This window comes from Frigoribacterium sp. PvP121, from assembly GCF_017833115.1.
GTDB lineage: Bacteria > Actinomycetota > Actinomycetes > Actinomycetales > Microbacteriaceae > Frigoribacterium > Frigoribacterium endophyticum.
In genome coordinates this window covers 1485356-1505808 of record NZ_JAFIBR010000001.1, presented here as the reverse complement: position 1 = coordinate 1505808, position 20453 = coordinate 1485356, and the positions used below count along the sequence as shown (strand labels likewise).

Annotated in this window: 21 protein-coding genes; 11 read left to right on the top strand and 10 right to left on the bottom strand. The window is 75.0% G+C overall.

Going from position 1 to position 20453, the window contains the following annotated elements; translation table 11 throughout:
- The first annotated feature begins 166 nt into the window (after positions 1-166).
- Complete coding sequence (locus JOE43_RS07025) at positions 167-319, top strand: hypothetical protein (protein WP_209516330.1); 153 nt, start codon at positions 167-169, stop codon at positions 317-319.
- An 81-nt stretch (positions 320-400) separates the two neighbouring features.
- Here JOE43_RS07025 and JOE43_RS07020 read toward each other — a convergent pair whose 3' ends face one another.
- Positions 401-1123: a hypothetical protein gene (locus JOE43_RS07020; RefSeq protein ID WP_167258365.1), complete on the bottom strand. Its 723-nt coding sequence runs from the start codon at positions 1121-1123 to the stop codon at positions 401-403.
- 46 nt (positions 1124-1169) lie between these two features.
- Complete coding sequence (locus tag JOE43_RS07015) at positions 1170-2795, bottom strand: hypothetical protein (RefSeq protein WP_209516326.1); 1626 nt, start codon at positions 2793-2795, stop codon at positions 1170-1172.
- Positions 2796-3004: 209 nt separating this feature from the next.
- Here JOE43_RS07015 and JOE43_RS07010 point away from each other — a divergent pair, with 209 nt between their 5' ends.
- The 4 genes from JOE43_RS07010 (at position 3005) to JOE43_RS06995 (ending at position 6848) form a co-directional block, all read left to right on the top strand.
- Positions 3005-3925, top strand: coding sequence for a CoA ester lyase (locus tag JOE43_RS07010; RefSeq protein ID WP_209516324.1), 921 nt, complete (start codon positions 3005-3007; stop codon positions 3923-3925).
- A 218-nt stretch (positions 3926-4143) separates the two neighbouring features.
- Positions 4144-4788, top strand: a complete 645-nt coding sequence (locus JOE43_RS07005; RefSeq protein ID WP_209516321.1) for a PadR family transcriptional regulator — start codon at positions 4144-4146, stop codon at positions 4786-4788.
- Between the two features lie 176 nt (positions 4789-4964).
- A complete protein-coding gene (locus tag JOE43_RS07000; RefSeq protein ID WP_209516318.1) occupies positions 4965-5939 on the top strand; it encodes a DNA/RNA non-specific endonuclease in 975 nt (324 codons plus the stop codon).
- Between the two features lie 42 nt (positions 5940-5981).
- Entirely contained in the window at positions 5982-6848 is an 867-nt protein-coding gene (locus JOE43_RS06995) for a hypothetical protein (RefSeq protein WP_209516316.1), read from the top strand.
- Here the strand turns inward: JOE43_RS06995 and JOE43_RS06990 are convergent.
- From JOE43_RS06990 to JOE43_RS15590, 4 genes are all read right to left on the bottom strand, one after another.
- Positions 6845-7210, bottom strand: coding sequence for a hypothetical protein (locus tag JOE43_RS06990; RefSeq protein ID WP_209516314.1), 366 nt, complete (start codon positions 7208-7210; stop codon positions 6845-6847). The two genes, JOE43_RS06995 and JOE43_RS06990, sit on opposite strands and share 4 nt — an antisense overlap.
- A 10-nt stretch (positions 7211-7220) precedes the next feature.
- Positions 7221-7751 (bottom strand): GNAT family N-acetyltransferase, encoded by a 531-nt coding sequence (locus JOE43_RS06985; RefSeq protein ID WP_209516313.1) that lies wholly within the window; start codon positions 7749-7751, stop codon positions 7221-7223.
- A gap of 104 nt (positions 7752-7855) precedes the next feature.
- Positions 7856-9229: a peptidoglycan DD-metalloendopeptidase family protein gene (locus tag JOE43_RS16155; protein WP_209516311.1), complete on the bottom strand. Its 1374-nt coding sequence runs from the start codon at positions 9227-9229 to the stop codon at positions 7856-7858.
- 182 nt (positions 9230-9411) lie between these two features.
- A complete protein-coding gene (locus JOE43_RS15590; RefSeq protein ID WP_209516309.1) occupies positions 9412-9897 on the bottom strand; it encodes a MarR family winged helix-turn-helix transcriptional regulator in 486 nt (161 codons plus the stop codon).
- A gap of 75 nt (positions 9898-9972) precedes the next feature.
- Between JOE43_RS15590 and JOE43_RS06970 the strand changes: the two genes are divergently transcribed.
- Entirely contained in the window at positions 9973-11079 is a 1107-nt protein-coding gene (locus tag JOE43_RS06970; RefSeq protein WP_209516307.1) for a hypothetical protein, read from the top strand.
- A 12-nt stretch (positions 11080-11091) separates the two neighbouring features.
- On the opposite strand, the gene JOE43_RS06965 is transcribed toward JOE43_RS06970, so the two are convergent.
- The 3 genes from JOE43_RS06965 to JOE43_RS15580 are packed head-to-tail and all read right to left on the bottom strand — an operon-like array spanning position 11092 to position 13213.
- Positions 11092-11811, bottom strand: a complete 720-nt coding sequence (locus tag JOE43_RS06965) for a histidine phosphatase family protein (RefSeq protein WP_209516305.1) — start codon at positions 11809-11811, stop codon at positions 11092-11094.
- A gap of 12 nt (positions 11812-11823) precedes the next feature.
- A complete protein-coding gene (locus JOE43_RS06960) occupies positions 11824-12531 on the bottom strand; it encodes a nucleoside/nucleotide kinase family protein (protein WP_209516303.1) in 708 nt (235 codons plus the stop codon).
- 4 nt (positions 12532-12535) lie between these two features.
- Positions 12536-13213: a VTT domain-containing protein gene (locus JOE43_RS15580; protein ID WP_307803273.1), complete on the bottom strand. Its 678-nt coding sequence runs from the start codon at positions 13211-13213 to the stop codon at positions 12536-12538.
- Positions 13214-13403: 190 nt separating this feature from the next.
- Here JOE43_RS15580 and JOE43_RS06950 point away from each other — a divergent pair, with 190 nt between their 5' ends.
- The 4 genes from JOE43_RS06950 to JOE43_RS06935 all read left to right on the top strand — a co-directional run bounded on the left by JOE43_RS06950 (position 13404) and on the right by JOE43_RS06935 (position 18780).
- Positions 13404-14381, top strand: coding sequence for an ABC transporter ATP-binding protein (locus JOE43_RS06950; protein ID WP_209516297.1), 978 nt, complete (start codon positions 13404-13406; stop codon positions 14379-14381).
- Entirely contained in the window at positions 14378-15259 is an 882-nt protein-coding gene (locus JOE43_RS06945; protein WP_209516294.1) for an ABC transporter permease subunit, read from the top strand. The genes JOE43_RS06950 and JOE43_RS06945 overlap by 4 nt, the downstream gene beginning before the upstream one ends.
- A gap of 183 nt (positions 15260-15442) precedes the next feature.
- A complete protein-coding gene (locus tag JOE43_RS06940) occupies positions 15443-16939 on the top strand; it encodes an MDR family MFS transporter (RefSeq protein ID WP_209516291.1) in 1497 nt (498 codons plus the stop codon).
- 449 nt (positions 16940-17388) lie between these two features.
- Positions 17389-18780, top strand: a complete 1392-nt coding sequence (locus JOE43_RS06935; RefSeq protein WP_209519120.1) for an MFS transporter — start codon at positions 17389-17391, stop codon at positions 18778-18780.
- A 17-nt stretch (positions 18781-18797) separates the two neighbouring features.
- Here the strand turns inward: JOE43_RS06935 and JOE43_RS06930 are convergent, their stop codons facing one another.
- Positions 18798-19496, bottom strand: a complete 699-nt coding sequence (locus tag JOE43_RS06930) for an NAD(P)H-hydrate epimerase (RefSeq protein WP_245187125.1) — start codon at positions 19494-19496, stop codon at positions 18798-18800.
- Positions 19497-19623: 127 nt separating this feature from the next.
- Between JOE43_RS06930 and JOE43_RS06925 the strand changes: the two genes are divergently transcribed.
- A complete protein-coding gene (locus tag JOE43_RS06925; RefSeq protein WP_056052787.1) occupies positions 19624-20421 on the top strand; it encodes an alpha/beta fold hydrolase in 798 nt (265 codons plus the stop codon).
- The last annotated feature ends 32 nt before the right edge of the window (positions 20422-20453 follow it).

The following is a 20453-nucleotide window of genomic DNA, read 5'->3' as shown; positions in this document are numbered from 1 at the left end:
CGGCCTGACCGGACGTGAACGGAGATGAGATGACCATCAGCAGATGCGCCGTGTGCCTCGGCGCCGCGGCGGCGGGCTTCAGCGGTACGGTCAGCTTCTGCATCGCGTGGGCACGCGGATGACCGAGGCGACGCGGCAGCGGGCCCGCGTCCCAGCCAGGTTCGTCGTGAGCATCCAGTCAGGGCTGGCCGCACTGTCCCTCGCTCTCACGACCATCTTCCACTGGGGTCCCCTCGGCTGGGGAGCCACGGGTGCACTCCTCGCCTCGGCGCTGGTCACCGCCGCCGTCACGATGGGTCGCCGCCGTCACCGACGCTGAGCGGACCAGGCCACCGCGACGCCGAGACCGCCCGCCCCCGAAGAGGGAGCGGGCGGTCTCGGCGTGGCAGAGGGGTCGGGGCTACTGCGTGGCGACCGTGATCGTGGCGACGCCGACGAGCATCTCGTCCTCGACGGCCTCGGTGCCGAAGGTCTCGTTCAGCAGCGAGGCGGCGGCCGGGCTGACGTGCACCGTCGTGCCCTCGAGCACGGCGTTCGAGCCCTCGGTGCGGAGCGGCTCGAGCGTGCCGCCCCAGAGGTTGAACAGGTACGCGTGCTCGGCCGCGACTGTGCCGTCGACCGTCACGTCGCCGTAGAGCTTCGACTCGCCGGGGTCGATGTCGAAGTCCGTCAGCTCGACGACGGTGCCGTCGGCCGCGGTGAGGCTGAGGCCCGAGCCGTCGTGCTCGATGAAGCCCTGCACGTACGGGCGCACCTCGCTGTCGGGGCCGTAGTAGTCGACGTTGCCGCCCGTGATCGGGAACGAGAACGTGCCGCCGGTGAAGGTCGCCGTGCCGACGACGCCGGGCGTGAGGCCCAGCGTGCCGAGCGCGTCGACGAACGACGCGTCGACGGCGACCTGCGTGTCGACGCCGCCCGCGAGGCTCGGCACGCTCGCGGCCGGGGTCTCGGCGACCGACGAGCCCTCGCGCTCGTCGGGCTCGTTGACGGGGTGGGTCGGGGCCGTGTTGTTGCTCTCCGAGTCGGAGGTCGACGAGCACGCGACGAGCGTGAACGCCAGGGCCCCGGCGGCGACGACGCCGAGCGTCGTCCGGACGAGGGAGGAGCGGTCGAGGTGGCGCATGGTGGTTCCTTGTCTCTGTGGTGGGGTCGTGCGGGGCACCGGTCGGTCAGACCTGGTGCTCGGGGATGAAGCGGTCGACGCGGCGGTGCCAGCGCTGCCCGAGGACGCCGCCGAGGAGCGCACCCAGGAGGCTGAGGACGAGCACCAGGCCGAGGAAGATCAGGCTCTCGACCGACATCGAGGTCAGGTCGTCGACCGTCGGCACCATGGAGTTCGGAGAGCTCTGGTCGCCCGCCTGGACGGCGACGACGCCGACGACGACCGAGGTGACGATCGTGATGACGAGGCCCCAGAGCCAGGTCGCGAGCCCCTGCTTGAGACCCGAGAAGCGGGCCACGCGAGAGGCCGTGTAGCCGCCGACGAGGTAGCCCACGAAGACGATGACGAGCACGCCGATGCCGACGACGAGCGAGAGCACCGGGCCCTGGTCGGCCATCGTCTGCTGGAGCGCCAGCGGCGAGGCGCTGGGCGACGAGCCGACGACGACGGCCGCCGTGATCGACGCGAGGATCGAGAAGAGCACCACGCCGAGGCCGGTCGCGGCGAACCAGCCCAGCAGGCCGGCGCCGAAGCGCATGCCGCCGAACTCCTCCTTCTGCTCGGCGAGGAGGTCGCGGCGGAGGCCGACGCGGTCGATGTCGCCGTCGTCGGTGGTCGGGTAGCCGCCGGTGCGGTCGCGCTCGACCGCCCCGGTCGGGGTGCGGCCGGCGGCGGGGGTGGCGGCCGTGCGGGCGTCGCCGATCCGGCCGTCGTCGGAGCGGGCGTGGGCGGCGGCGGCACCGGCGCCCGCCGCGGCGGCGGCTCCGGCACCGACGGCCACGGCGCCGTCGCGGGAGTCGCGGTCGCGGTCGGCGTCGCGGTCGCGGTCGCCGTCGCGCTCGGAGGAGTCGCGGACGGGCTCGGCGCGGGCGGCCTCGGCGGCACGGAGAGCCTCGTCGTCGTGGAGCGGACGACGCGGGCCGTCGTCGTCGGAGGACGACCCGGCCGACCAGGCGCGCGCGCCCGGGGCGACGGGGGCCACGACCGGGGGGACGGTCGCGTCGTCGCGGCGGTCGGCGTCGCCGTCGCCGTCGCCGTCGTGGCGAGCGTCGTGGTCATGGTCGCGGTCGTCGCTGCTCAGCGGCGCGATGACCTCCGTCTCGCCGTCGCGGTCGACGCCGTCACGGCGCTCGCGGTCGATCTGGTCGGGGTCGACGCTCGCGTCGCCGTCGATGGTCGTGCCACGGCCGTCGCCGGCGTCGACGCGGCGACCCTGGTCGCCTCCCGGCACCTCGGCGGCCGCGACGGAGCCGTCGGCGGTCGTCGGGGTGGCCTGGTCGTCGGCGAGCGACGCGGCGGGCGGGAAGAGCTCGCCCCGCGGCTCGACGCCGTCGTCGTGGCGGCCGGGCTCGTCACCGGTGACCGGCAGGGCGCGCGTCGCGGAGTCGGAGCTGTCGCGTTCGTCGTCGGCGGGGTCGCGGGCGGGCTCGGCGGGGCCGCCGAAGTCGACGGCGGGGGCCGACGCGTGCTCGCCGTGCTGCTCGCCGCGCTGGTCGTCGGCGGGGTCGCGGGCCGGCTCGGCCGGGCCGCCGAAGTCGACGGCGGGGGCCCCGGCCTCGGGGCGGCCCTCGTCGACGCGTCCCTCGGCGTGGTCGTCGGTGCCGTCGGCCCGGGGGGATCGTTCGTCGGTCATGGTGCGCTCCTCGTGTTCGGGGACTCGTGCTCAGGTGCCGGCATCGACGACGCCGCGGGGGTGCGGGCGTCGGACGCCTGTGATCTCGCTGAACGGTACGCCCGTCTCCTCCCAGAAGCCGGGACGCCCCGCCCTCGGGGGGCGGACCGGTACCGTGGGGGCGACCGCCTGACGCGACCACCGGCCGCCGACCGAGACGAGGACGTCCCATGACCGAGACCGCAGACACCGCGCCCGCAGACGCCGCGACCGCAGCACCGACCCCCGGCGGCGAGCCGTCCTCCCGCCCCGACGGGCGACGTCGCCCGAAGCCCCCGGCCGACATCGCCCGCAGCTGGCTGCTCGTGCCCGGCACGGCGCCCGACCGGTTCACCCCCGCGGCGGCGTCGCGGGCCGACCAGATGGTGCTCGACATCGAGGACGCCGTCGACCCCGCCCGCAAGCCCGCCGCCCGCGACGACGTCGTCGCCTGGCTCACCGACGGCGGCAGCGCCTGGGTGCGCATCAACGACCGCTCCACCGACTTCTGGTCGGACGACGTCGACGCGCTCCTCGGCCTGCCCGGCCTGCAGGGCGTCATGCTCGCCAAGACGGAGGCGCCCGAGCACGTCACCGAGACCTTCGACCGGCTGGGAGGCGCGGTGCGGGTGCTCGCCCTGGTCGAGTCGGCCCTCGGCATCGAGGAGAGCCCGTCGATCGCCAAGGCCCGCGGCGCCTTCCGCCTCGCCTTCGGCAGCGGCGACTACCGCCGCGACACCGGCACCAGCGCCGACGACCTCGCCATGGCCTACCCGCGCTCGCGCCTCGTGGTCGCGAGCCGCATCGGCGGCCTGCCCGGCCCCATCGACGGGCCCACCGTCGGCAGCAGCCACCCGGTGCTCCGCGAGCAGGCGGGCGTGGCGGTCGCGCTCGGCCTCACCGGCAAGCTCTGCCTCGACGTCGAGCAGCTCCCGGTGATCAACGAGGTGATCAGCCCGACGCCCTCCGACGTCGCCTGGGCCCAGGACTTCCTCGCTGACTTCGAGGGCCGTGGCCGAGTCATCCGCGACGGCAGCGACCTGCCCCGCCTCGGCCGGGCGCAGAAGATCGAGAAGCTCGCCACGGCGTTCGGCGTCGCTCCCGCGAGCTGAGCCCGGCGCAGCACCCGAGGAGGCGCGTCCCCGCACCGGGGGCGCGCCTCCGTCGTGCTCCGGCCTGCGGATGTGTCGTCAGGGGTTGACGAACGACTGTCAGCGACATATCTTCGACACATCGCGGAATGGTCCGCGACACTCGACCCCGAGCCGCCCGGCGACACCGCCCGCGGCCTCCGCCCGGTCGAGACCCCTGACCGGAAGGACGTGCCCCCATGGCACAGCACCACGACCACGACCAGCACCACGACCACGACCGCCGCTCGCACGACCCGCTCGCGGGCGGGGCGCGCTTCGGCCGCCCCTTCGGCCGCTCCGGCCGCCCCGGGCCGGGCTTCCCCGGCTTCGGGTTCCCCGGCTTCGGCGGTCCGGGCTTCCCCGGCCCCGGCGGCCCGCACCGCGGCGGCCGGGGGCGCGCCCGTCGCGGCGACGTCCGCCTCGCGATCCTGTCGCTCCTGGCCGACGCCCCGTCGAACGGCTACGGCCTGATCAAGGCCATCGCCGAGCGCACCGACGGCGTCTGGAAGCCGAGCCCCGGCTCGGTGTACCCGACCCTGCAGCAGCTCGTCGACGAGGGCTTCATCGTCGACGGCGTCGAGACCGCGACCGACGCCAAGGGCGAGTACTCGCTGACCGAGGCCGGCCGCGCGTACGTCGCGGAGCAGGCCGACGCCATCGAGGCGGCCTGGGCTGCCACGGCCGGCGACGCCGAGGGCTCGGACGAGTTCCGCGAGAGCCTCGGCAAGCTCTTCGGCGCGGTCCAGCAGTTCCGCACCGGCGTCACCGACGCCCAGCGGACGGCCGCGACGGCGAAGCTCGACGAGACCCGTCGCGCCCTGTACGCCATCCTGGCCGACTAGCGGCGGCGGCCCGGCCGGTGCCGGGCACGCGCCGCCCCGGGGAGGCGCGGTGCAGCAGCCGCTGCGCCGCGCCTCCTCCGTCGTCCGCCCGGGCGCTGCGGCCCCCGGGCGGTTGTCGGCGGCCGGGTGCACCATGACCCGCGAGGGGCCGACGGCCCCACCGGCAGGAGGCGCGGATGACGACCACAGGCGACCAGGACGCACGTGCAGGGCTGGACGGAGCTGACGGCACCGGCACCGGCACCGGCGACGCCGCAGGGCCCGTCGAGACCGACCTCGCCGGCCTCGACCCGGACGGGCCCGAGGCCGCCTCGGCCACGGGCTACGACCCCGACTTCCTGGCCGTGGGCGTCCCGCTGCCCGACACCGGCGGCCGGGTCGTCCGCGAGCTGCCCTACGCGCACTTCACCGTGCTGCTCGACCCGTCACGGCGCCTTGCGGCGCTGACCGCGGTCAACGTCGACGGCGCGTCGCTCATCGACCTCGAGCGGGGCGACGACTGGCACCTCGACGAGCGCGTGCCCGCCGACGAGCAGTGCGGCCCCGAGGTCTACGCCCGCAACGACCTCGACCGCGGCCACCTCGTCCGCCGACGCGACCCGGTCTGGGGCTCGCCCGCCGTCGCCTCCCGGGCGAACCGCGACACGTTCTCGTACACGAACGCCGCGCCCCAGGCCGCCGACTTCAACCAGTCGGCCGAGCTCTGGCTCGGCCTGGAGGACCAGGTGCTGCAGTACGCCCAGGTGCACCGGCAGCGCCTGACCGTCTTCACCGGGCCGGTGCTGCTCGACGACGACGCGCCCTACCGCGGGGTGCGCATCCCCCGCAGCTTCTTCAAGATCGTGGCCTGGGCGACCCGGGGCGGTGCCGCGCTCCGCACCGCGGGCTACCTGCTCGACCAGGGGCCCGAGCTCGACGGCGTCGACCTCGAGGCCGCGTTCGCCCGGGCCCACCAGGCCGGCGACCCGCCGCCGCTGGGCGAGTACCGCACCTTCCAGGTGCCGGTGCGTGACATCGCCGCGCTCACGGGGCTCGAGATCGCACAGCTCGCCGAGGCCGACTCCCTGCAGACCGTGCCGACCGTCCAGCCGCCGGAGGGGCTGCGCCCGGGCTGGGTGCCGCTCACCTCGGTCGACCAGCTGACCTTCTGACCGACCCGCGCCTCCGGGCCCCGCGTGGCATCATCGTCCTCCGTGCCCGACCGCGACCCCGCTGACCCCGACCCCGCCGTGCGCGACCCCGCGGGGGGTGACGGGGGCGGGCGACCGCTGACCGTGCTCGTACCGCGAGAGCACGACGCCCTCCCCCGGCGGTCGTCGTCGTGGCGGGCGATCCGAGCCTGGTTCGCGGTGCCCGCCGCGGCGACCGTGCCCGAGGCCGCCGCCGTGCAGCACCTGTTCACCGACCCCGAGCTGCACTGGGCTCCCGGCCTCCGGCGGGGCACCCTCGCCGTGCTGCCCTCCCCCGCCGCCTTCACGCGGGCGCTGCTCACCTGGGAGTGGTCGATCGACGCAGCGGACTTCTCCGTCAGCTCGCTCGAGCCCACCGGCTGGTCGGCCGACGAGACCCGCGCCGTCGAGGCCTGGCTGCGCGCCGCCGCCGCGGCGCTGCAGCAGCAGGGCGACCGCATCGACGACGACGTGCGACGGGTCGTCGACGACGTCGCCGCGGGGCACGACGAGACCCGCCCCGCCGCCGCGGGATCGGCCCGGCTCGTGGAGGCGCGGCTCGGCACGGGGGTCGAGGGTCCCGCCGCCGGGGCGGCGCACCCCCGGGTCGACGTCGTGCTGCCCGCCTCCGACGACCCGGGCCGTGAGGTCTTCGTCGACGCGGCGGACGGCACCGAGCTGGGCGAGCGACGGACCGTCGCCGTCGACGGCGAGGCCACGGCCTTCCGCTACACGGTCGCCGACGGGGTCGACGACGTGACCCCGCGCGAGCTCGCCCGGTGGCACGACCAGCACCTGCAGCGGCTGCTGCTCGCCGACGACGCCCGCCAGGCGGCCGTGCACGTCGTGGCGGGGATCGCCCCTCCGACGTCGGTCGGCTACGGCGCCTAGCGGCTCAGGTCGACGTCGACGACCGCGACGAAGCGGCTGCCGATGCCGTCGACCTCGGTGCGCACGACGCCGTCGGCCGGGGCCGGCAGCTCGTCGGCGTGGTGGTCGTCACAGCTGAGGTGCGTCCACTCGGGCCACCACTTCTTCGGGCGCGCGGCCTCGTGGTAGCCGCAGACGACGCACGACAGGTCGACCCAGACGGGCTTGCCCGTCCGGTTCGCACGGGACTGCACCAGCCAGGCCGGCGGGGTCTTCTCGAGCTCGAGCAGCTCGTCGACCGTGAGGCGGGCGGGGATGCCGTGCCGGACGGCCATCTCGAGCGGGATGTCGAGGCGGAGGGCGGCGTCGCGTCGCGTGATCACGGTGCCCACCCTAACCGGCGTGCTGCCCCGCCCCGACGAGCACCTTCTCGAAGCAGATCGACTGCGGGATGGTGGTCACGTAGGGCTCGTAGGTGGGGATCCCCGTCCAGCCGGTCTTCTCGTAGAGCGCCACCGCGTCGGGCTGGCGGTCACCGGTCTGCAGGATCATCCGCGGCGCGCCCGCCGCGCGGGCGTCGGCCTCGACGCCGGCCATCAGGAGGCGCCCGATGCCCCGGCCCCGCTGCTCACGGTCGACGATGACGCGCTTGACCTCCCACTCGCCGCTCCGGTCGTAGAGGGCGGCGTGGCCGAGGGCCGTGCCCTCGGGGTCGACCACGAGGAGGGTGGCGCGGACCTTCTCGGGGTGCACGAGGAGCGCGGCGTCCCGCGCGGCCACGACGTCGTCGGGGTCGGGTTCGCGGCCCGCGCTGTAGACCGCGGACATCTCGGCGTCCATGCGGGCACGGAGCTCGACCGCCCGGGGGTCGTGCCAGTCGACGTGCTCGAGGTGGACGGGGGGCAGGGCGGGAACGTTCGACACCCGTCGATCTTGCCACCCCGCCCGGGGTCCGCTCCGCGCCGCCTGTCGGCGGCCCGGTCGTCGCGGTGGCCGAGACCCTCGGCAGCGGCCGGGCTCGGGCCCCGCTAGCGGAGGCTGACGCCCCTCGCCGCCATGAAGGGCACCGGGTTCGTCGAGGCGCCGGAGACGCGGGTCTCGAAGTGCAGGTGGCAGCCGGTCGAGTTGCCGGTCGAGCCGACGAGCGCGATCAACTGGCCGGCGACGACCGACTGGCCCTTCGAGACCCGGATGCCGCCGTTGACGATGTGGCCGTAGGCCGTGCTCAGCCCGCCGGCGTGGGCGACCCGCACGTAGTTGCCGTAGCCGCCGTACGAGCCGGCGTAGTCGACCGTGCCGGACGAGGCCGCGTAGATGGGCGAGCCGCAGCCCGGGGCGAGGTCGACGCCGTCGTGGTTCGTGTAGATGCCGGTGACGGGGTTGACGCGCATGCCGTACCCGCTCGAGATGCCGCCGCCGCTCGGGCGCACCCAGGCCGCGCCGGACGGGGAGGGGGCCGGGGCGACGACCCCGGGCGAGCTCGGCGCGGGCGCCGGAGCGGAGGGAGCCGGCCGGGCCGCCGCGGCGGCGGCCGCCGCAGCCGCCGCAGCGGCGCGCTGCTGACGGAGGGCCTCGGCCTGGCGCGCGGCCTCCGCCTGGCGGGCGGCCTCCTCGGCGGCGAGGCGGGCCTTCTCGGCCTCGACCCCGGCCTGGTACTGCTGCTCGGTGACCGCTGTCTCCGACTGCAGCGCGGCGAGCTGGGCCTGGAGACGGCCCTCGTTCTCCTGCTGCGCGGTGACGGCCGCGGCGGCGGCGTCGGACGCGGTCTGTGCCTCCGACATGGAGGCCTCGGCGGCGTCTCGGAGGCCGTCGAGCGCCTCCTTGGCGACGCCGGCCTGGTCGGTCAGCGACTGCACGACGTTGCGGTCGGACACGGCCTGGGCCCGGATGCCCTCGGCCTGCTCGGTGATCTTGCTCATCGCGCCGAGGCGGTAGAGGAGGTCGTCGGCGCCCTGGGCGTCGGCGGCGAGCTGGGTCGAGACGTCGCCGCCGCCCGTCCGGGCGAGCTGCGCGGCGACCTGGCCGGCACGCTTCTGGCTCTCGTCGGCGATGGTCTTCTTCTCGGCGACCTGGGCCTCGAGCTCGGCGAGCTTGGCGGCCTCGGCGTCGACGGACTCCTGCGCGGCCTGGAAGGCGGCGCCCAGGCGGTCGGCCTCGGCCTGCGCGTCGGCGGCGGCGGTCTGGAGCCCGGTCAGCAGGCCCTGGAGCTCGGTGATCTGCGCCTGCTTCGTGCTCTCGTTCGCGCGGGCCGCCGTCACGTCGTCCCAGCTGGGGTACGACGCCGCGCGGGCGGGCGAGCCACCGACCACCACGCCCGCGACGACGATGGCGAGGGCCACCAGGAGCGTCGAGACAGCGACGAGTGCGCTGCGGGCGGACGGGACGGAGACGGCGTGGCTCACGGAGGCGGTACCTAACTGGAGGAGGGACGCCGGTCTCGGCGCCTCGTGGGCGCGTCCTCCCGGCCGGGGAACTCCTCCACCCTAGGTGCGCGACCGGCGAGGGTAAACCCGTCGGGCCCGATGCCTGTGGATGGATCTGTCCCCAGTTGAGGGTGCACAGCGGGCCTCACCAGTCACACGAGTCACACCGGCACCGTGTCGTGTCCCCCGGGGGCGCCGTCGCCGAAGGCGCTGTTGAGACGGTGCAGCGACGCGGCGAGCTGCTCCACCTCGTCCGCCCGCCAGCCGTCCAGGCGCTCGGCGAGGGCGGCGCGGTTGGCGTCGACGGACCGCGCGAGCAGCTCGTCGCCGCGGGGGGTGAGCGCGAGCACCTGGCCGCGGCGCGTCTCCGCCGACCCGGCCGGCGCCTCCTCGCCCACCGTCGTCACGAGCCCGAGCTCGACGAGGCCCGCGAGCTGACGCGAGACGGTGGACCGGTTCAGCGAGAAGTCGGCGGCGATGTCGATCGCCCGACAGCCCGGGTGCGAGGCGATGAAGGTCACGAGCGAGTGCTCGACGAACGAGAGGGGGGCGCTCCGGGCACGGGCTCGCGCCACCGCCCGGCGGGAGACCCGCTCGAGCTCGGCGTAGACGGCGTCGATGCCGGTGGTCTGGTCGTCGGCTTGCACGCCCCCGAGCCTACGAGGGCGAGCCCGAGCTCGACGAGCTGGCACCGCACGGACTCAAGGGCTACAGTGTGTTGCATGGTGCAACACAAACACTCCCCCTCGACCACGACCGCTCCGACCGCGACCGCGACCGCCGCCCCGACGGCGGGCCGCCGCCCGCGGCTCGACCCCCGGTTCTGGCGAGGGCTCGGCCTGCACCTCCTCATCCCCCTCTTCCTCGCCGCGGGGATGGCGCTGGCGTACCTCGGCGCGTTCGGCCACCCCGCGCCCCACCACCTGCCGGTCGCCGTCGTGGGCACCACCGCCGAGGCGGAGGTCTTCGCCCAGACCCTCAACGACCGGGCGCCCGACGCCCTCGACGTCCGCACGGTCGCCGACGAGGGCGCCGCCCGGGGCCTCGTCGCCGACCGTGAGGTCGTGGCCGCCTACGAGGCGACCGCCGACGACGCCACCCTCTTCGTCTCGAGCGCCGCGAGCGACACGACGGCGTCCGTCGTGCAGAAGGTCTTCCTGCCCGTGGCGTACCAGCAGCAGCTGCCGCTGCAGGTCGAGGACGTCGTGCCCTCGGGCGAGGGCGACCCCACGGGCCAGGGCCTCTTCTTCCTGCTCGTCGCGCTCAGCGTCGGCGGGTACGCGAGCGCGGCCGCGATCTCGGCGGTCGTCGCTCCGGCCCGCACGCGCCTGGCCGCCCGCCTCGGCGTCGCCGTCGTCACCGCCGCCGTCGTGGCCGCGATCGGCACCCTCGTCGTCGGGCCGGTCTACGGCATCGTCGACCACGCCCTCGGTCAGCTGTGGCTGCTCAGCTGGCTCTACGTGTCGACGATCGTCGTGATCGGCGTCGGCCTGCACCCGCTGCTGCGGCACTGGACGACCCCCGTGCTCACGATGCTCTTCGTGATGCTCAACTTCACCAGCTCGGGCGGGGTCTTCGCCGCCGGCCTCGTGCCGCCGTTCTTCGCCGCGCTGAGCAGCTTCTGGAACGGGGCCGCCTGGCTGCACGCGACGCAGACGGTCGTCTACTTCGCGGGGCAGGGCATCGGCCGCGACGTGCTGGTGCTCGCCCTCTGGCTCGCGGCCGGTCTGCTCGTCGCGGGGCTCGTGCACCTCGGCAGCGTCCGCCGCACGCGGCTCGCCGACGAGCTGGCGCCCGTGACGGAGGAGGACGAGGTCGTCGCCGCCTAGACGGCGGCCGCCCTAGGGCCGGGCCGCGGCGTCGGCACGCTCGGCGCCCGCCCGGTCGGAGTCGGCGACCACGTCGGCCGGAGCCTCGCCCGTCGGGTCGTCGGCCGTCGGGTCGTCGAGCTCGGAGCCGCCGAGGGGCGTGCCCTCCCACGAGACGAGGCGGAAGCCGTCAGCCCTGCTGCCCTCGACGACGACCACGCCCGTGTTCGACAGGTCGTGGTCGCGGACGAACGTGCCGCCGGCGCCCGCCACGCGGCAGCCGACCCAGCCCCGCACGGCAGCACCGTGGCTCACCACGGCCACCGTGTCGTGGCCGTCGGCCGTCGCGCGCTCGATCGCCGCGTCGTAGCGGGCCAGGAACTCGTGGCCGCTCTCGGCCCCGGGCATCCGCGCGTCGCGGTCGCCGACGACCCACCGGGCGACGGTGCCCATGTAGGCGGCGCCGGCCTCGCGGTCGGCGCGCATCTCGAGGTCGCCCGCCACGACCTCGCGGAGACCGTCGAGCACGACGGGCTCCAGGCCCCGCGCAGCGGCCAGGGGCGCCGCCGTCAGCTGGGTGCGGACGAGCGTGCTGACGAACAGCGCGCCGATCGTCTCCGCGGCGAGCGCCGCGGGCAGGGCCGCCGCCTGGCGCAGGCCCAGGTCGGTCAGGCGGGCGCCGGGCGCGGTGGTGCCGAGGGCGCCGATGACGTTGTCGGGGGTCTGGCCGTGTCGGATCAGGAGCAGTCGCATGATGCCCCCAGCCTACGAGGGGCCCCCGACGCCGGGCTCCGGGCGCGGGCCCGCACCCGCGCGGGCGTCCGCGTCCGCGTCCGCGACGACGACCAGGTCGGCCGACGCCCGCCCGGCGCGCACCAGCCGGGCGTTGCCCTCGTCGGGGCCGGTCGCCCACGCGAGCGCCGCCTCCTCGTCCTTGCCGAAGCGCACGTGCCGGGCGACGAGCCGGCGAAGGCGCTCGGCCGGCTCGACCTCGACGAACCACGCCTCGTGGAGGGCGGCGCGGGCCGCCGTCCACGGCTCGGCGTCCACGAGGAGGTAGTTGCCCTCGGTGACGACCACCTCGACCTCGGGCGCGACCGCGATCGAGCCGGCCACCGCCTCCTCGAGGTCGCGGTCGAAGTCGGGCGCCCAGACCGGGCGCGGCCCCGGCGCCGCGAGACGCCGCAGCAGCGCGACGTAGCCGTCGGCGTCGAAGGTGTCGGGGGCGCCCTTGCGGTCGCGGCGCCCGAGGCGGTCGAGCTCGGCGTTCGCCAGGTGGAAGCCGTCCATTGGCACGACGACGGCGCTTAGCCCCGCGGCCCCGAGCGCGACGACGAGCCGGGCGGCGAGGGTGCTCTTGCCCGCGCCCGGCTCGCCCGCCAGCCCGACGACGGTGCGGCGCCGGCCGGAGGCGCGGTGCCGGTCGACGAGGCCGGTCGCGGCCTCGCTCGCCCCCGTCGCGCCCGCCGTCACGGCCTCAGAGGCCCTTCGCGGCGGCGGCCCGGTCGCGCCGCCCGGCCAGGGCCTTGCGCAGCACGGTGACGACGATGGGCATCACCGAGACGACGACGAGCACGATCGCCCAGACGTCGACGTGGTCGCGGATGATCGGCACCCCGCCGAGCAGCGAGCCGAGCACCACCATGCCGACCGCCCAGAGGAAGGCGCCGACCACGTTGAACACGACGAACTTGCGGTAGGTGTAGCCCGCGGTGCCGGCGGCCAGGGGCACGTAGGTCCGCACGATCGGCACGAACCGGCCGAGGATGAGCGAGACCCCGCCGTACTTGGCGAAGAACGCCTCGGCCTTCTCGAGGTGCGCGGTCTTCAGCACGCGCGCGTCGGGGCGGAACCACCGCCGCCCGAAGGTGTGGCCGAGGAAGAAGCCGACCTGGTCGCCGAGGAAGGCCGCGACGAAGGCGCAGAGCGCGATCACCCACACCTCGAGGCCGAGCGGCTCGTGCAGCAGTCCGGCCGTGAAGAGGAGGGAGTCGCCCGGCAGGAAGGGGAAGAGCACGCCCGACTCGATGAAGATCATCAGCGAGATGCCGGCGAGCGCCCACGGCCCGAGCGCGGGCAGCAGCGCCTCGGGGTCGAAGAGGAGGAACCCCCCGGAGGCGGCGGGCAGGGAGGCGAGGAGCACGTCGGTCGTCACCGGAGGACTGTAACAAGGTCGGTGGGCACGACCGGTCCTCCCCCGCGCAGCGCAGCCCGGCCCGCACCGCCTCGTCCGGTCGGCGGATGCCGCCGGGGCGCCCGCGGCCCTATCGTCGGTCGAGGACCGCCGTGCGACCGCGCGGGGGCGGCGCTGCGGCGCCGGACGGCCCCGGGGAGGAACCCACCACATGATCGAAGCTCGGCACCTGACCAAGAGGTACGGCCAGAAGGTCGCCCTCGACGACGTGTCGTTCACCGTGAGGCCGGGCATCGTGACCGGCTTCCTCGGCCCGAACGGCGCGGGCAAGTCGACGACGATGCGCATGGTGGTCGGCCTCGACCGCCCCAGCTCCGGCTCGGTGACGGTGAACGGCCGCCCCTACGCCGAGCACCGGGCCCCCCTCCGCGAGGTGGGCGTGCTGCTCGACGCGAAGGCCGTGCACCGCGGGCGCAGCGCCTCCGAGCACCTCCACGCGATGGCGGCGACCCACGGCATCGGCCGCTCGCGCGTCGCCGAGGTCATCGCCCTCACGGGGCTCGAGCCCGTCGCGAAGAAGCGCGTCGGCGGGTTCTCGCTCGGCATGGGCCAGCGCCTCGGCATCGCCGCCGCGCTGCTCGGCGACCCGGCGACGCTGATCTTCGACGAGCCGGTCAACGGCCTCGACCCCGAGGGCGTCGTCTGGGTCCGCACCCTGGCCCGCCACCTCGCCGCCGAGGGGCGCACGGTGTTCCTGTCGTCGCACCTGATGAGCGAGATGGCCCAGACCGCCGACCACCTGATCGTGCTCGGGCGCGGCCGCGTGCTCGCCGACGCCCCCGTCAGCGAGGTGATCGCCCAGGCCTCGGGCGACGGGGTGCGCGTGCGCAGCCCGCACCTGCCCCAGCTCGTCGAGCTGGTCCGGGCCGAGCACGGCGTCGAGCCGCTCACGGCCGACGACGGCTCGCTCGAGCTGCCGGGCGTCACCGCGGCTCGGGTCGGCGAGCTCGCCGCCTCGCGCGGCATCGTCCTGCACGAGCTGACCCCGGTGGTGCGCTCGCTCGAGGAGGCCTACATGTCGCTGACCCAGGACTCCGTCGAGTACCACGCGGGCGGCGCCGCCGCCGCGACCCCCGCCTCCCCCGCCGCGGCCGAGAAGGCCGCCACGACCCCCGGAGCCTCGCGATGACCGCCGCCGCCCCCACCCGACGCTCCGCCCACGGCCACTCGGTCGGGCCCGGCGTGACCTTCGCCCACGTCGTCGCCTCCGAGTGGATCAAGCTCCGCAGCCTGCGCTCGACCGCGTGGTGCTTCGCCGTCATCGTCGCGATCGTCGTCGGGTTCGGCGCGCTGTTCGCCTCCGTCGCCAGCGGCTTCGAGGGCATGGAGGCGACGGCCGAGCAGCAGCAGGCGCTCGGCGTGCAGGTCATCACGATCGGCGTCGCCTTCGCCCAGCTCGTCGCCGCGGTGCTCGGCGCCCTCGTCATCACGGGCGAGTACGGCACCGGCATGATCCGCTCCACCTTCACCGCCGTCCCCCGGCGCACGCCGGCGCTCGTCGCCAAGGTGCTCATCGTCGGCGTCAGCACCTTCGTCGTCTCCGGCCTCGCCCTGGTCGTCGCCGCGCTCGTCTGCACGCCGCTGCTCTCGTCGTCGACGGGCATCGAGCTCGACCTGGGCGACACCGGCCTGTGGTGGTCGCTCGTCGGCGCCGCCGCCAGCGTCGCGATGATCGCGATGATCTCGTTCGGGCTGGGCGCGGTCATCCGCAACGGGGCCGGCGGCATCGCGGCCTCGATCGGCCTGGTCTTCGTGCTGCCGATCATCTTCACGATCGGCATGGCCGTCATCTCCGAGCCGTGGATCTACACGCTCTACGAGTTCACGCCGCCGCAGGCCGCCACCCGCGTCTTCGAGTACCAGGTCGAGGGGTCGTCGATGCTGACCCCGCCGACGGTCGACGACGCGGTGGTGCTCACGCCGTGGCAGGCCCTCGGCGTCCTCGCCGGCTGGGTCGTCGCCCTGTTCGTCGTCGCCGTCGCCGCGGTGAAGCGCCGCGACGTCTGACGCCGCCGTCGTCACCGCTCGGCCACGGAGCCCGTCGGCCGCCCCTCGGGGCGGCTCGCGGGCTCCCGGCACATCCAGGGGCGATCCGCGGGAATGATCCAGGCGGGCGCGGCCTTCTCCCTGGAGCGTCTCGACGGTGAGGTCGCCTCCCGCCATCCGCCCTCGTTCCCCAGGAGCACCGCCATGACGAGCGACACCGCCCGCCCCACGACCGCCGCCCCCGCCGTCGCGGCCGGCGCCGACGACGGCCCCGACGCGGCGACCGCCGCCCGCAACAAGCTGGTCATCGGCCTGCTGCTCGTCTCGGCCTTCGTCGTCATCCTCAACGAGACGATCATGGGCGTCGCCCTGCCGAGCCTGACCCGCGACCTCGACATCACGGTCACGGCCGGCCAGTGGCTGACCACCGGCTTCATGCTGACGATGGCCGTCGTCATCCCGATCACGGGCTTCCTGCTCCAGCGCTTCGACACGCGCCCGGTCTTCATCACCGCGATGAGCCTGTTCAGCCTCGGCACGGCGATCTCGGCGATCGCGCCCGGCTTCAGCGTGCTGCTGATCGGCCGCGTGGTGCAGGCGTCGGGCACGGCCATCATGATGCCGCTGCTCATGACCACCGTCCTGACCCTCGTGCCGCCCGCGACCCGTGGCCGCACGATGGGCAACATCTCGATCGTCATCTCGGTGGCCCCGGCCATCGGCCCGACCATCTCCGGCCTCATCCTCAGCGTCCTCGAGTGGCGCTTCATGTTCATCCTGGTGCTGCCGATCGCCCTCGCGGCGCTCGCCCTCGGGGCCGTCCGCGTGAAGAACGTGACCACGCCCACCAAGGTGCCGCTCGACGTGCTGTCGGTCATCCTCTCCGCGTTCGCCTTCGGCGGCGTCGTCTACGGCCTCAGCACCTTCGGCGAGGGCGCCGAGGCCGCCGTGCCGGCGTGGGTCCCGCTCGCCGTCGGCGTCGTGGCGCTCGTCGCGTTCGTGCTGCGCCAGCGGGCGCTGCAGCGCACCGACACGGCGCTCCTCGACCTCCGCACCTTCGCCTCCCGCACCTTCACGATGTCGACCCTCGTGCTCGGCATCGGCATGATCGCCCTGTTCGGCACGCTGATCGTCCTGCCGATCTACCTGCAGAACGTGCACGGCCTCGACCCGCTCGCGACCGGCCTGCTGCTCCTGCCCGGCGGGCTCGTCCAGGGCCTCCTGTCGCCGATCGTCGGGCGCCTCTTCGACAAGTACGGACCCACCGTCCTGCTCGTGCCCGGCACTGCCCTGGTCAGCGCCGTGCTGTGGTTCCTGTCGACGGTCTCCGAGTCGACGCCGATCCCGATGGTGCTCGGGGCGCACGTCGCGCTGAGCATCGGCCTCGCCCTGATGTTCACGCCGCTCTTCACGTCGGGCCTCGGCTCGCTGCCCGGCCGCCTCTACTCGCACGGCAGCGCCGTCGTCGGCACGGTGCAGCAGGTCGCCGGCGCCGCCGGCACGGCGGTCTTCGTCACCGTGATGACCCTCGCCGCGACCACGGCAGCCTCCGGCGGCGCGGGCGACGTCGCGGCCGCCAGCAGCGGCGTGCGGGCCGCCTTCCTCGTCGGTGCGGTCATCTCGGTGTTCGCCGTGGTCGGCTCGTTCTTCGTCCGCCGCCCGCCGGTGGTCGAGGGCGCCGAGAAGGTGGTCGCGCACTAGGCGACACTCCTCGAGGCGCCCCGCCGCCTCCCCGGCCCGCGCCTCCTCGGTGCGCCGCCTCCCCGTGCACCGCCCCAGGGCCGCTGCCGGCCCGCCCCGCCCCCCTGACGCCTGCGCGCCCGACCTCGTGTCGAGCGTTCAGGCGTCAGCCGCGTCCGGGGGCCGGGGGCGCCCCGCCGCGCCGGTCCTGCCTGAACGCTCGACGCCTCCCCGCGAGCCCTTCCGAGGCACCGGTCGCCGGCCCCGGGCGGGGAGTAGCTTCGACCGGTCGCGGCCCGTGCAGAGGCTGCACTCCTGCAGCGCCTGCACTCCTCGACCGGCCGACGGCACCTGCGCCGCGGCCGCTCCGCACGTCGAGCGCAGCACCCGGGGAGGCACCCATGTCGAACACGCCCACCACCGCCGAGGGGGCGACCGGGGCACCCCGGCGCAGCCTCGTCCCGGCCCGGATGGACCGGCTGCCGTGGACCCGCTTCCACTGGACGATCGTCGTCGGCCTCGGCTTCTCGTGGGTGCTCGACGGCCTCGAGATCCAGATCGTCGCCTCCGCCGGGTTCCAGGCCGACCTGGGCCTCACGGCCGCGCAGGTGGGCTACCTCGGCACGATCTACCTGCTCGGCCAGGTCGCCGGTGCCCTGATCTTCGGGCGCATGAGCGACACGCTCGGCCGCAAGAAGCTCTTCATCCTCACGCTGGCCATCTACCTCGTCGCCAGCGGCCTCGCCGGGCTCTCGCCGAACTTCGCCTTCCTGGCCGTGTTCCGATTCATCGCCGGCATGGGCATCGGCGGCGAGTACGCCGCGATCAACTCGGCCATCGACGAGATCATCCCGTCGCGCTACCGCGGCCGCGTCGACATCGCGATCAACGGCACGTACTGGGGCGGTGCGGCCCTCGGCTCGGCCGCCAACCTCTTCCTGCTGAACACCGACTACTTCGCCGAGGACGTCGGCTGGCGCATCGGCTTCTTCATCGGCCCGGTGCTCGGGCTGATCATCATCTACCTGCGCCGGCACATCCCCGAGAGCCCCCGCTGGCTGATGACCCACGGCCGTGAGGAGGAGGCCGAGGCCACCGTCACCGACATCGAGAAGAGGGTGGAGGCGGAGGGCCGGCACCTGGAGCCCGTCGACGACGACCAGGCGCTCGAGATCGCCGGTGACGGCCGGATCCCGTTCAGCGTCATCTTCCGCACCCTGGTGAAGGACTACCCGAAGCGCACCCTCGTCGCCGCGACGATGATGATCACGCAGTCGTTCCTCTACAACGCGATCTTCTTCACCTACGCCCTCGTGCTGCAGAACTTCTACGGCACCGACCCCGCGTCGACGCAGTACTTCTTCTTCCCGTTCGCGATCGGGAACCTGCTCGGCCCGCTGCTGCTCGGCCACCTCTTCGACACCTGGGGCCGCCGGCAGATGATCTTCCTGACCTACGGCGTCTCGGCCGTGGTGCTGGCCGTGTCGGCCGTGCTCTTCCACATGGACGTGCTGAGCGCGACGACCCAGACGATCTTCTGGTGCGTGTCGTTCTTCTTCGCGTCCGCGGGCGCCTCCTCGGCGTACCTCACGGTGAGCGAGATCTTCCCGCTCGAGCTGCGCGGGCAGGTCATCGGCTACTTCTTCGCCCTCGGCCAGATCGCGGGCGCGGTCGCCCCGACGCTCTACGGCGCCCTCATCGGCGACGGCACCGACCGGGGGCCGCTGACCTTCGGCTACTTCCTCGGCGCGGGCATCATGCTGGTCGGCGGCGTGATCGCGTTCGTCTTCGGCGTGGCCGCCGAGCGGAAGTCGCTCGAGGCGATCACCAGCCCGCTGTCGGTGGTCAAGCCCCGGTCCTGAGCGCCCGGCGCCGCTCGTCAGCGCGTGACGAGCGGCGTCATCCGGGCGAGGTCGGGCAGCAGGCCGATGTCGACCAGCACGACCTCGCCCGCGAGGCCGGCCGCCGGCTCGAGCAGCAGCCCGGCCTTGTGCCCTCCGAAGGTGACCGTCAGGGTCGCCGGGAGCACGGCGGGGTCGGGCACGCTGCCGTCGTCGGGGCCGATGCCGCTGGGCACGTCGACCGCGACCACGGCGGGCGCGCCCGGCTCGCGCAGGGCGGGCAGCAGGGCCTCGACGACGTCGCGTGCCCGGCCGCGCAGGGCGGGGTCGGCGCTCGTGCCCGTGCCGACGAGGCCGTCGAGCAGCACGGCCGCGCCGGTCTCGTCGAGCCGTCGACGCGCTCCGTGGGGCGTGGCCCATGCGGGGCCGTCGTCGGTCGCCGCGCCGGCCGCGGTCGCCGCGGCGAGGCCGGCCTCGTGCACGCGGGAGCCGGTCGGCACCACGGTCACCGGGCAGCCGTCGGCCGCGAGCGCCGCCCCGGCGAAGAGCGCGTCACCGCCGTTCAAGCCGCTGCCGACGAGCAACACCACGGGGGCGGGCCACCGGCCGGAGTCGCGGAGCAGACCGCGCACCGCCTCCGCCAGCCCGTCGCTCGCGCGCTGCATCAGCGGCTCGCCCGCCTCGAGGTGCGGCGCCTCGGCCGCCCTGACCTGCTCTGCCGACCATCCGTGGACCATGGCGTCCATCGTGGCCGACCCGCGCCTCCCGCGCTCGTTCCGAGGGGAGGAGACCGAGACCGGGGCGATCCGGGCACGAACGGACCGGTCCGGGCACGCGGGCGCGCCTCCCTGCCAGACTGGCCGGATGCGTTCTGAGGCCCACAACCCCGTCGACGGCACCGCGATCGCCTACGAGGTGGCCGGCGACGGCGCCCCGCTGCTGCTCGTGCACGGTTCGGGCCTGTCGAAGGGCAGCTGGCGCGGGCTCGGCTACCTCCGCGACCTCGAGCGCGACTTCACCGTCGTCGCCCTCGACCTGCGGGGCCACGGCCGGAGCGGCGGCCCCCACGACCCTGCCGCGTACTCGATGGCCCACCACCGCGGCGACGTCGCCGCCGTGCTCGACGCCACCGGGCTCGCGCCGGTGCACTACGTCGGGTACTCGTTCGGCGCCCGCGTCGGCCTGTCGATCGCGGCCCACGAGCCCGAGCTGCTCCGCACCCTGACGACGATCGGGGGCAGCTGGGCGCCGATGAACGGCAACATCGGCGCGACCTTCACGCCCGACTGGCACGAGCGGCTCACGACCGGGGGCATGGACTCGTTCATCGCCGGGTGGGAGCTCGCGATGGGCCGCCCGCTCGACCCCGGCACGCGGCTCGCCTTCCGCCAGGACGACCCGGAGGCGCTGGCGGCGTTCTTCACCGCCGCCGAGACGGGCGGCGGCCTCACGGCCGAGCAGCTCGACTCGGTGACGGTGCCGACGCTGCTGCTCGCGGGCACCCGCGACGTCGAGCGGCACCGCGAGTCGCAGGACGCCGCACGCCGCATGCCCGAGGCCGCGTTCTACGAGCTCGTCGGCCAGGACCACGCGTCGTCGCTGCAGCCGGTCGACCAGGTGACCGACCTGCTGCGGACCTTCCTCGAGGCCGTCGACGCCTGAGCGCCCCGGCGCGTCAGCGCGCCGCCCCGGCG

Excerpts from the sequence above, each read along its gene's own strand:
- JOE43_RS07020 (WP_167258365.1), bottom strand. The coding sequence starts at position 1,123 with ATGCGCCACCTCGACCGCTCCTCCCTCGTCCGGACGACGCTCGGCGTC.
- JOE43_RS07015 (WP_209516326.1), bottom strand. The coding sequence starts at position 2,795 with ATGACCGACGAACGATCCCCCCGGGCCGACGGCACCGACGACCACGCC.
- JOE43_RS07010 (WP_209516324.1), top strand. The coding sequence starts at position 3,005 with ATGACCGAGACCGCAGACACCGCGCCCGCAGACGCCGCGACCGCAGCA.
- JOE43_RS07005 (WP_209516321.1), top strand. The coding sequence starts at position 4,144 with ATGGCACAGCACCACGACCACGACCAGCACCACGACCACGACCGCCGC.
- JOE43_RS07000 (WP_209516318.1), top strand. The coding sequence starts at position 4,965 with ATGACGACCACAGGCGACCAGGACGCACGTGCAGGGCTGGACGGAGCT.
- JOE43_RS06970 (WP_209516307.1), top strand. The coding sequence starts at position 9,973 with ATGGTGCAACACAAACACTCCCCCTCGACCACGACCGCTCCGACCGCG.
- JOE43_RS06965 (WP_209516305.1), bottom strand. The coding sequence starts at position 11,811 with ATGCGACTGCTCCTGATCCGACACGGCCAGACCCCCGACAACGTCATC.
- JOE43_RS06950 (WP_209516297.1), top strand. The coding sequence starts at position 13,404 with ATGATCGAAGCTCGGCACCTGACCAAGAGGTACGGCCAGAAGGTCGCC.
- JOE43_RS06945 (WP_209516294.1), top strand. The coding sequence starts at position 14,378 with ATGACCGCCGCCGCCCCCACCCGACGCTCCGCCCACGGCCACTCGGTC.
- JOE43_RS06940 (WP_209516291.1), top strand. The coding sequence starts at position 15,443 with ATGACGAGCGACACCGCCCGCCCCACGACCGCCGCCCCCGCCGTCGCG.
- JOE43_RS06935 (WP_209519120.1), top strand. The coding sequence starts at position 17,389 with ATGGACCGGCTGCCGTGGACCCGCTTCCACTGGACGATCGTCGTCGGC.
- JOE43_RS06930 (WP_245187125.1), bottom strand. The coding sequence starts at position 19,496 with ATGGTCCACGGATGGTCGGCAGAGCAGGTCAGGGCGGCCGAGGCGCCG.
- JOE43_RS06925 (WP_056052787.1), top strand. The coding sequence starts at position 19,624 with ATGCGTTCTGAGGCCCACAACCCCGTCGACGGCACCGCGATCGCCTAC.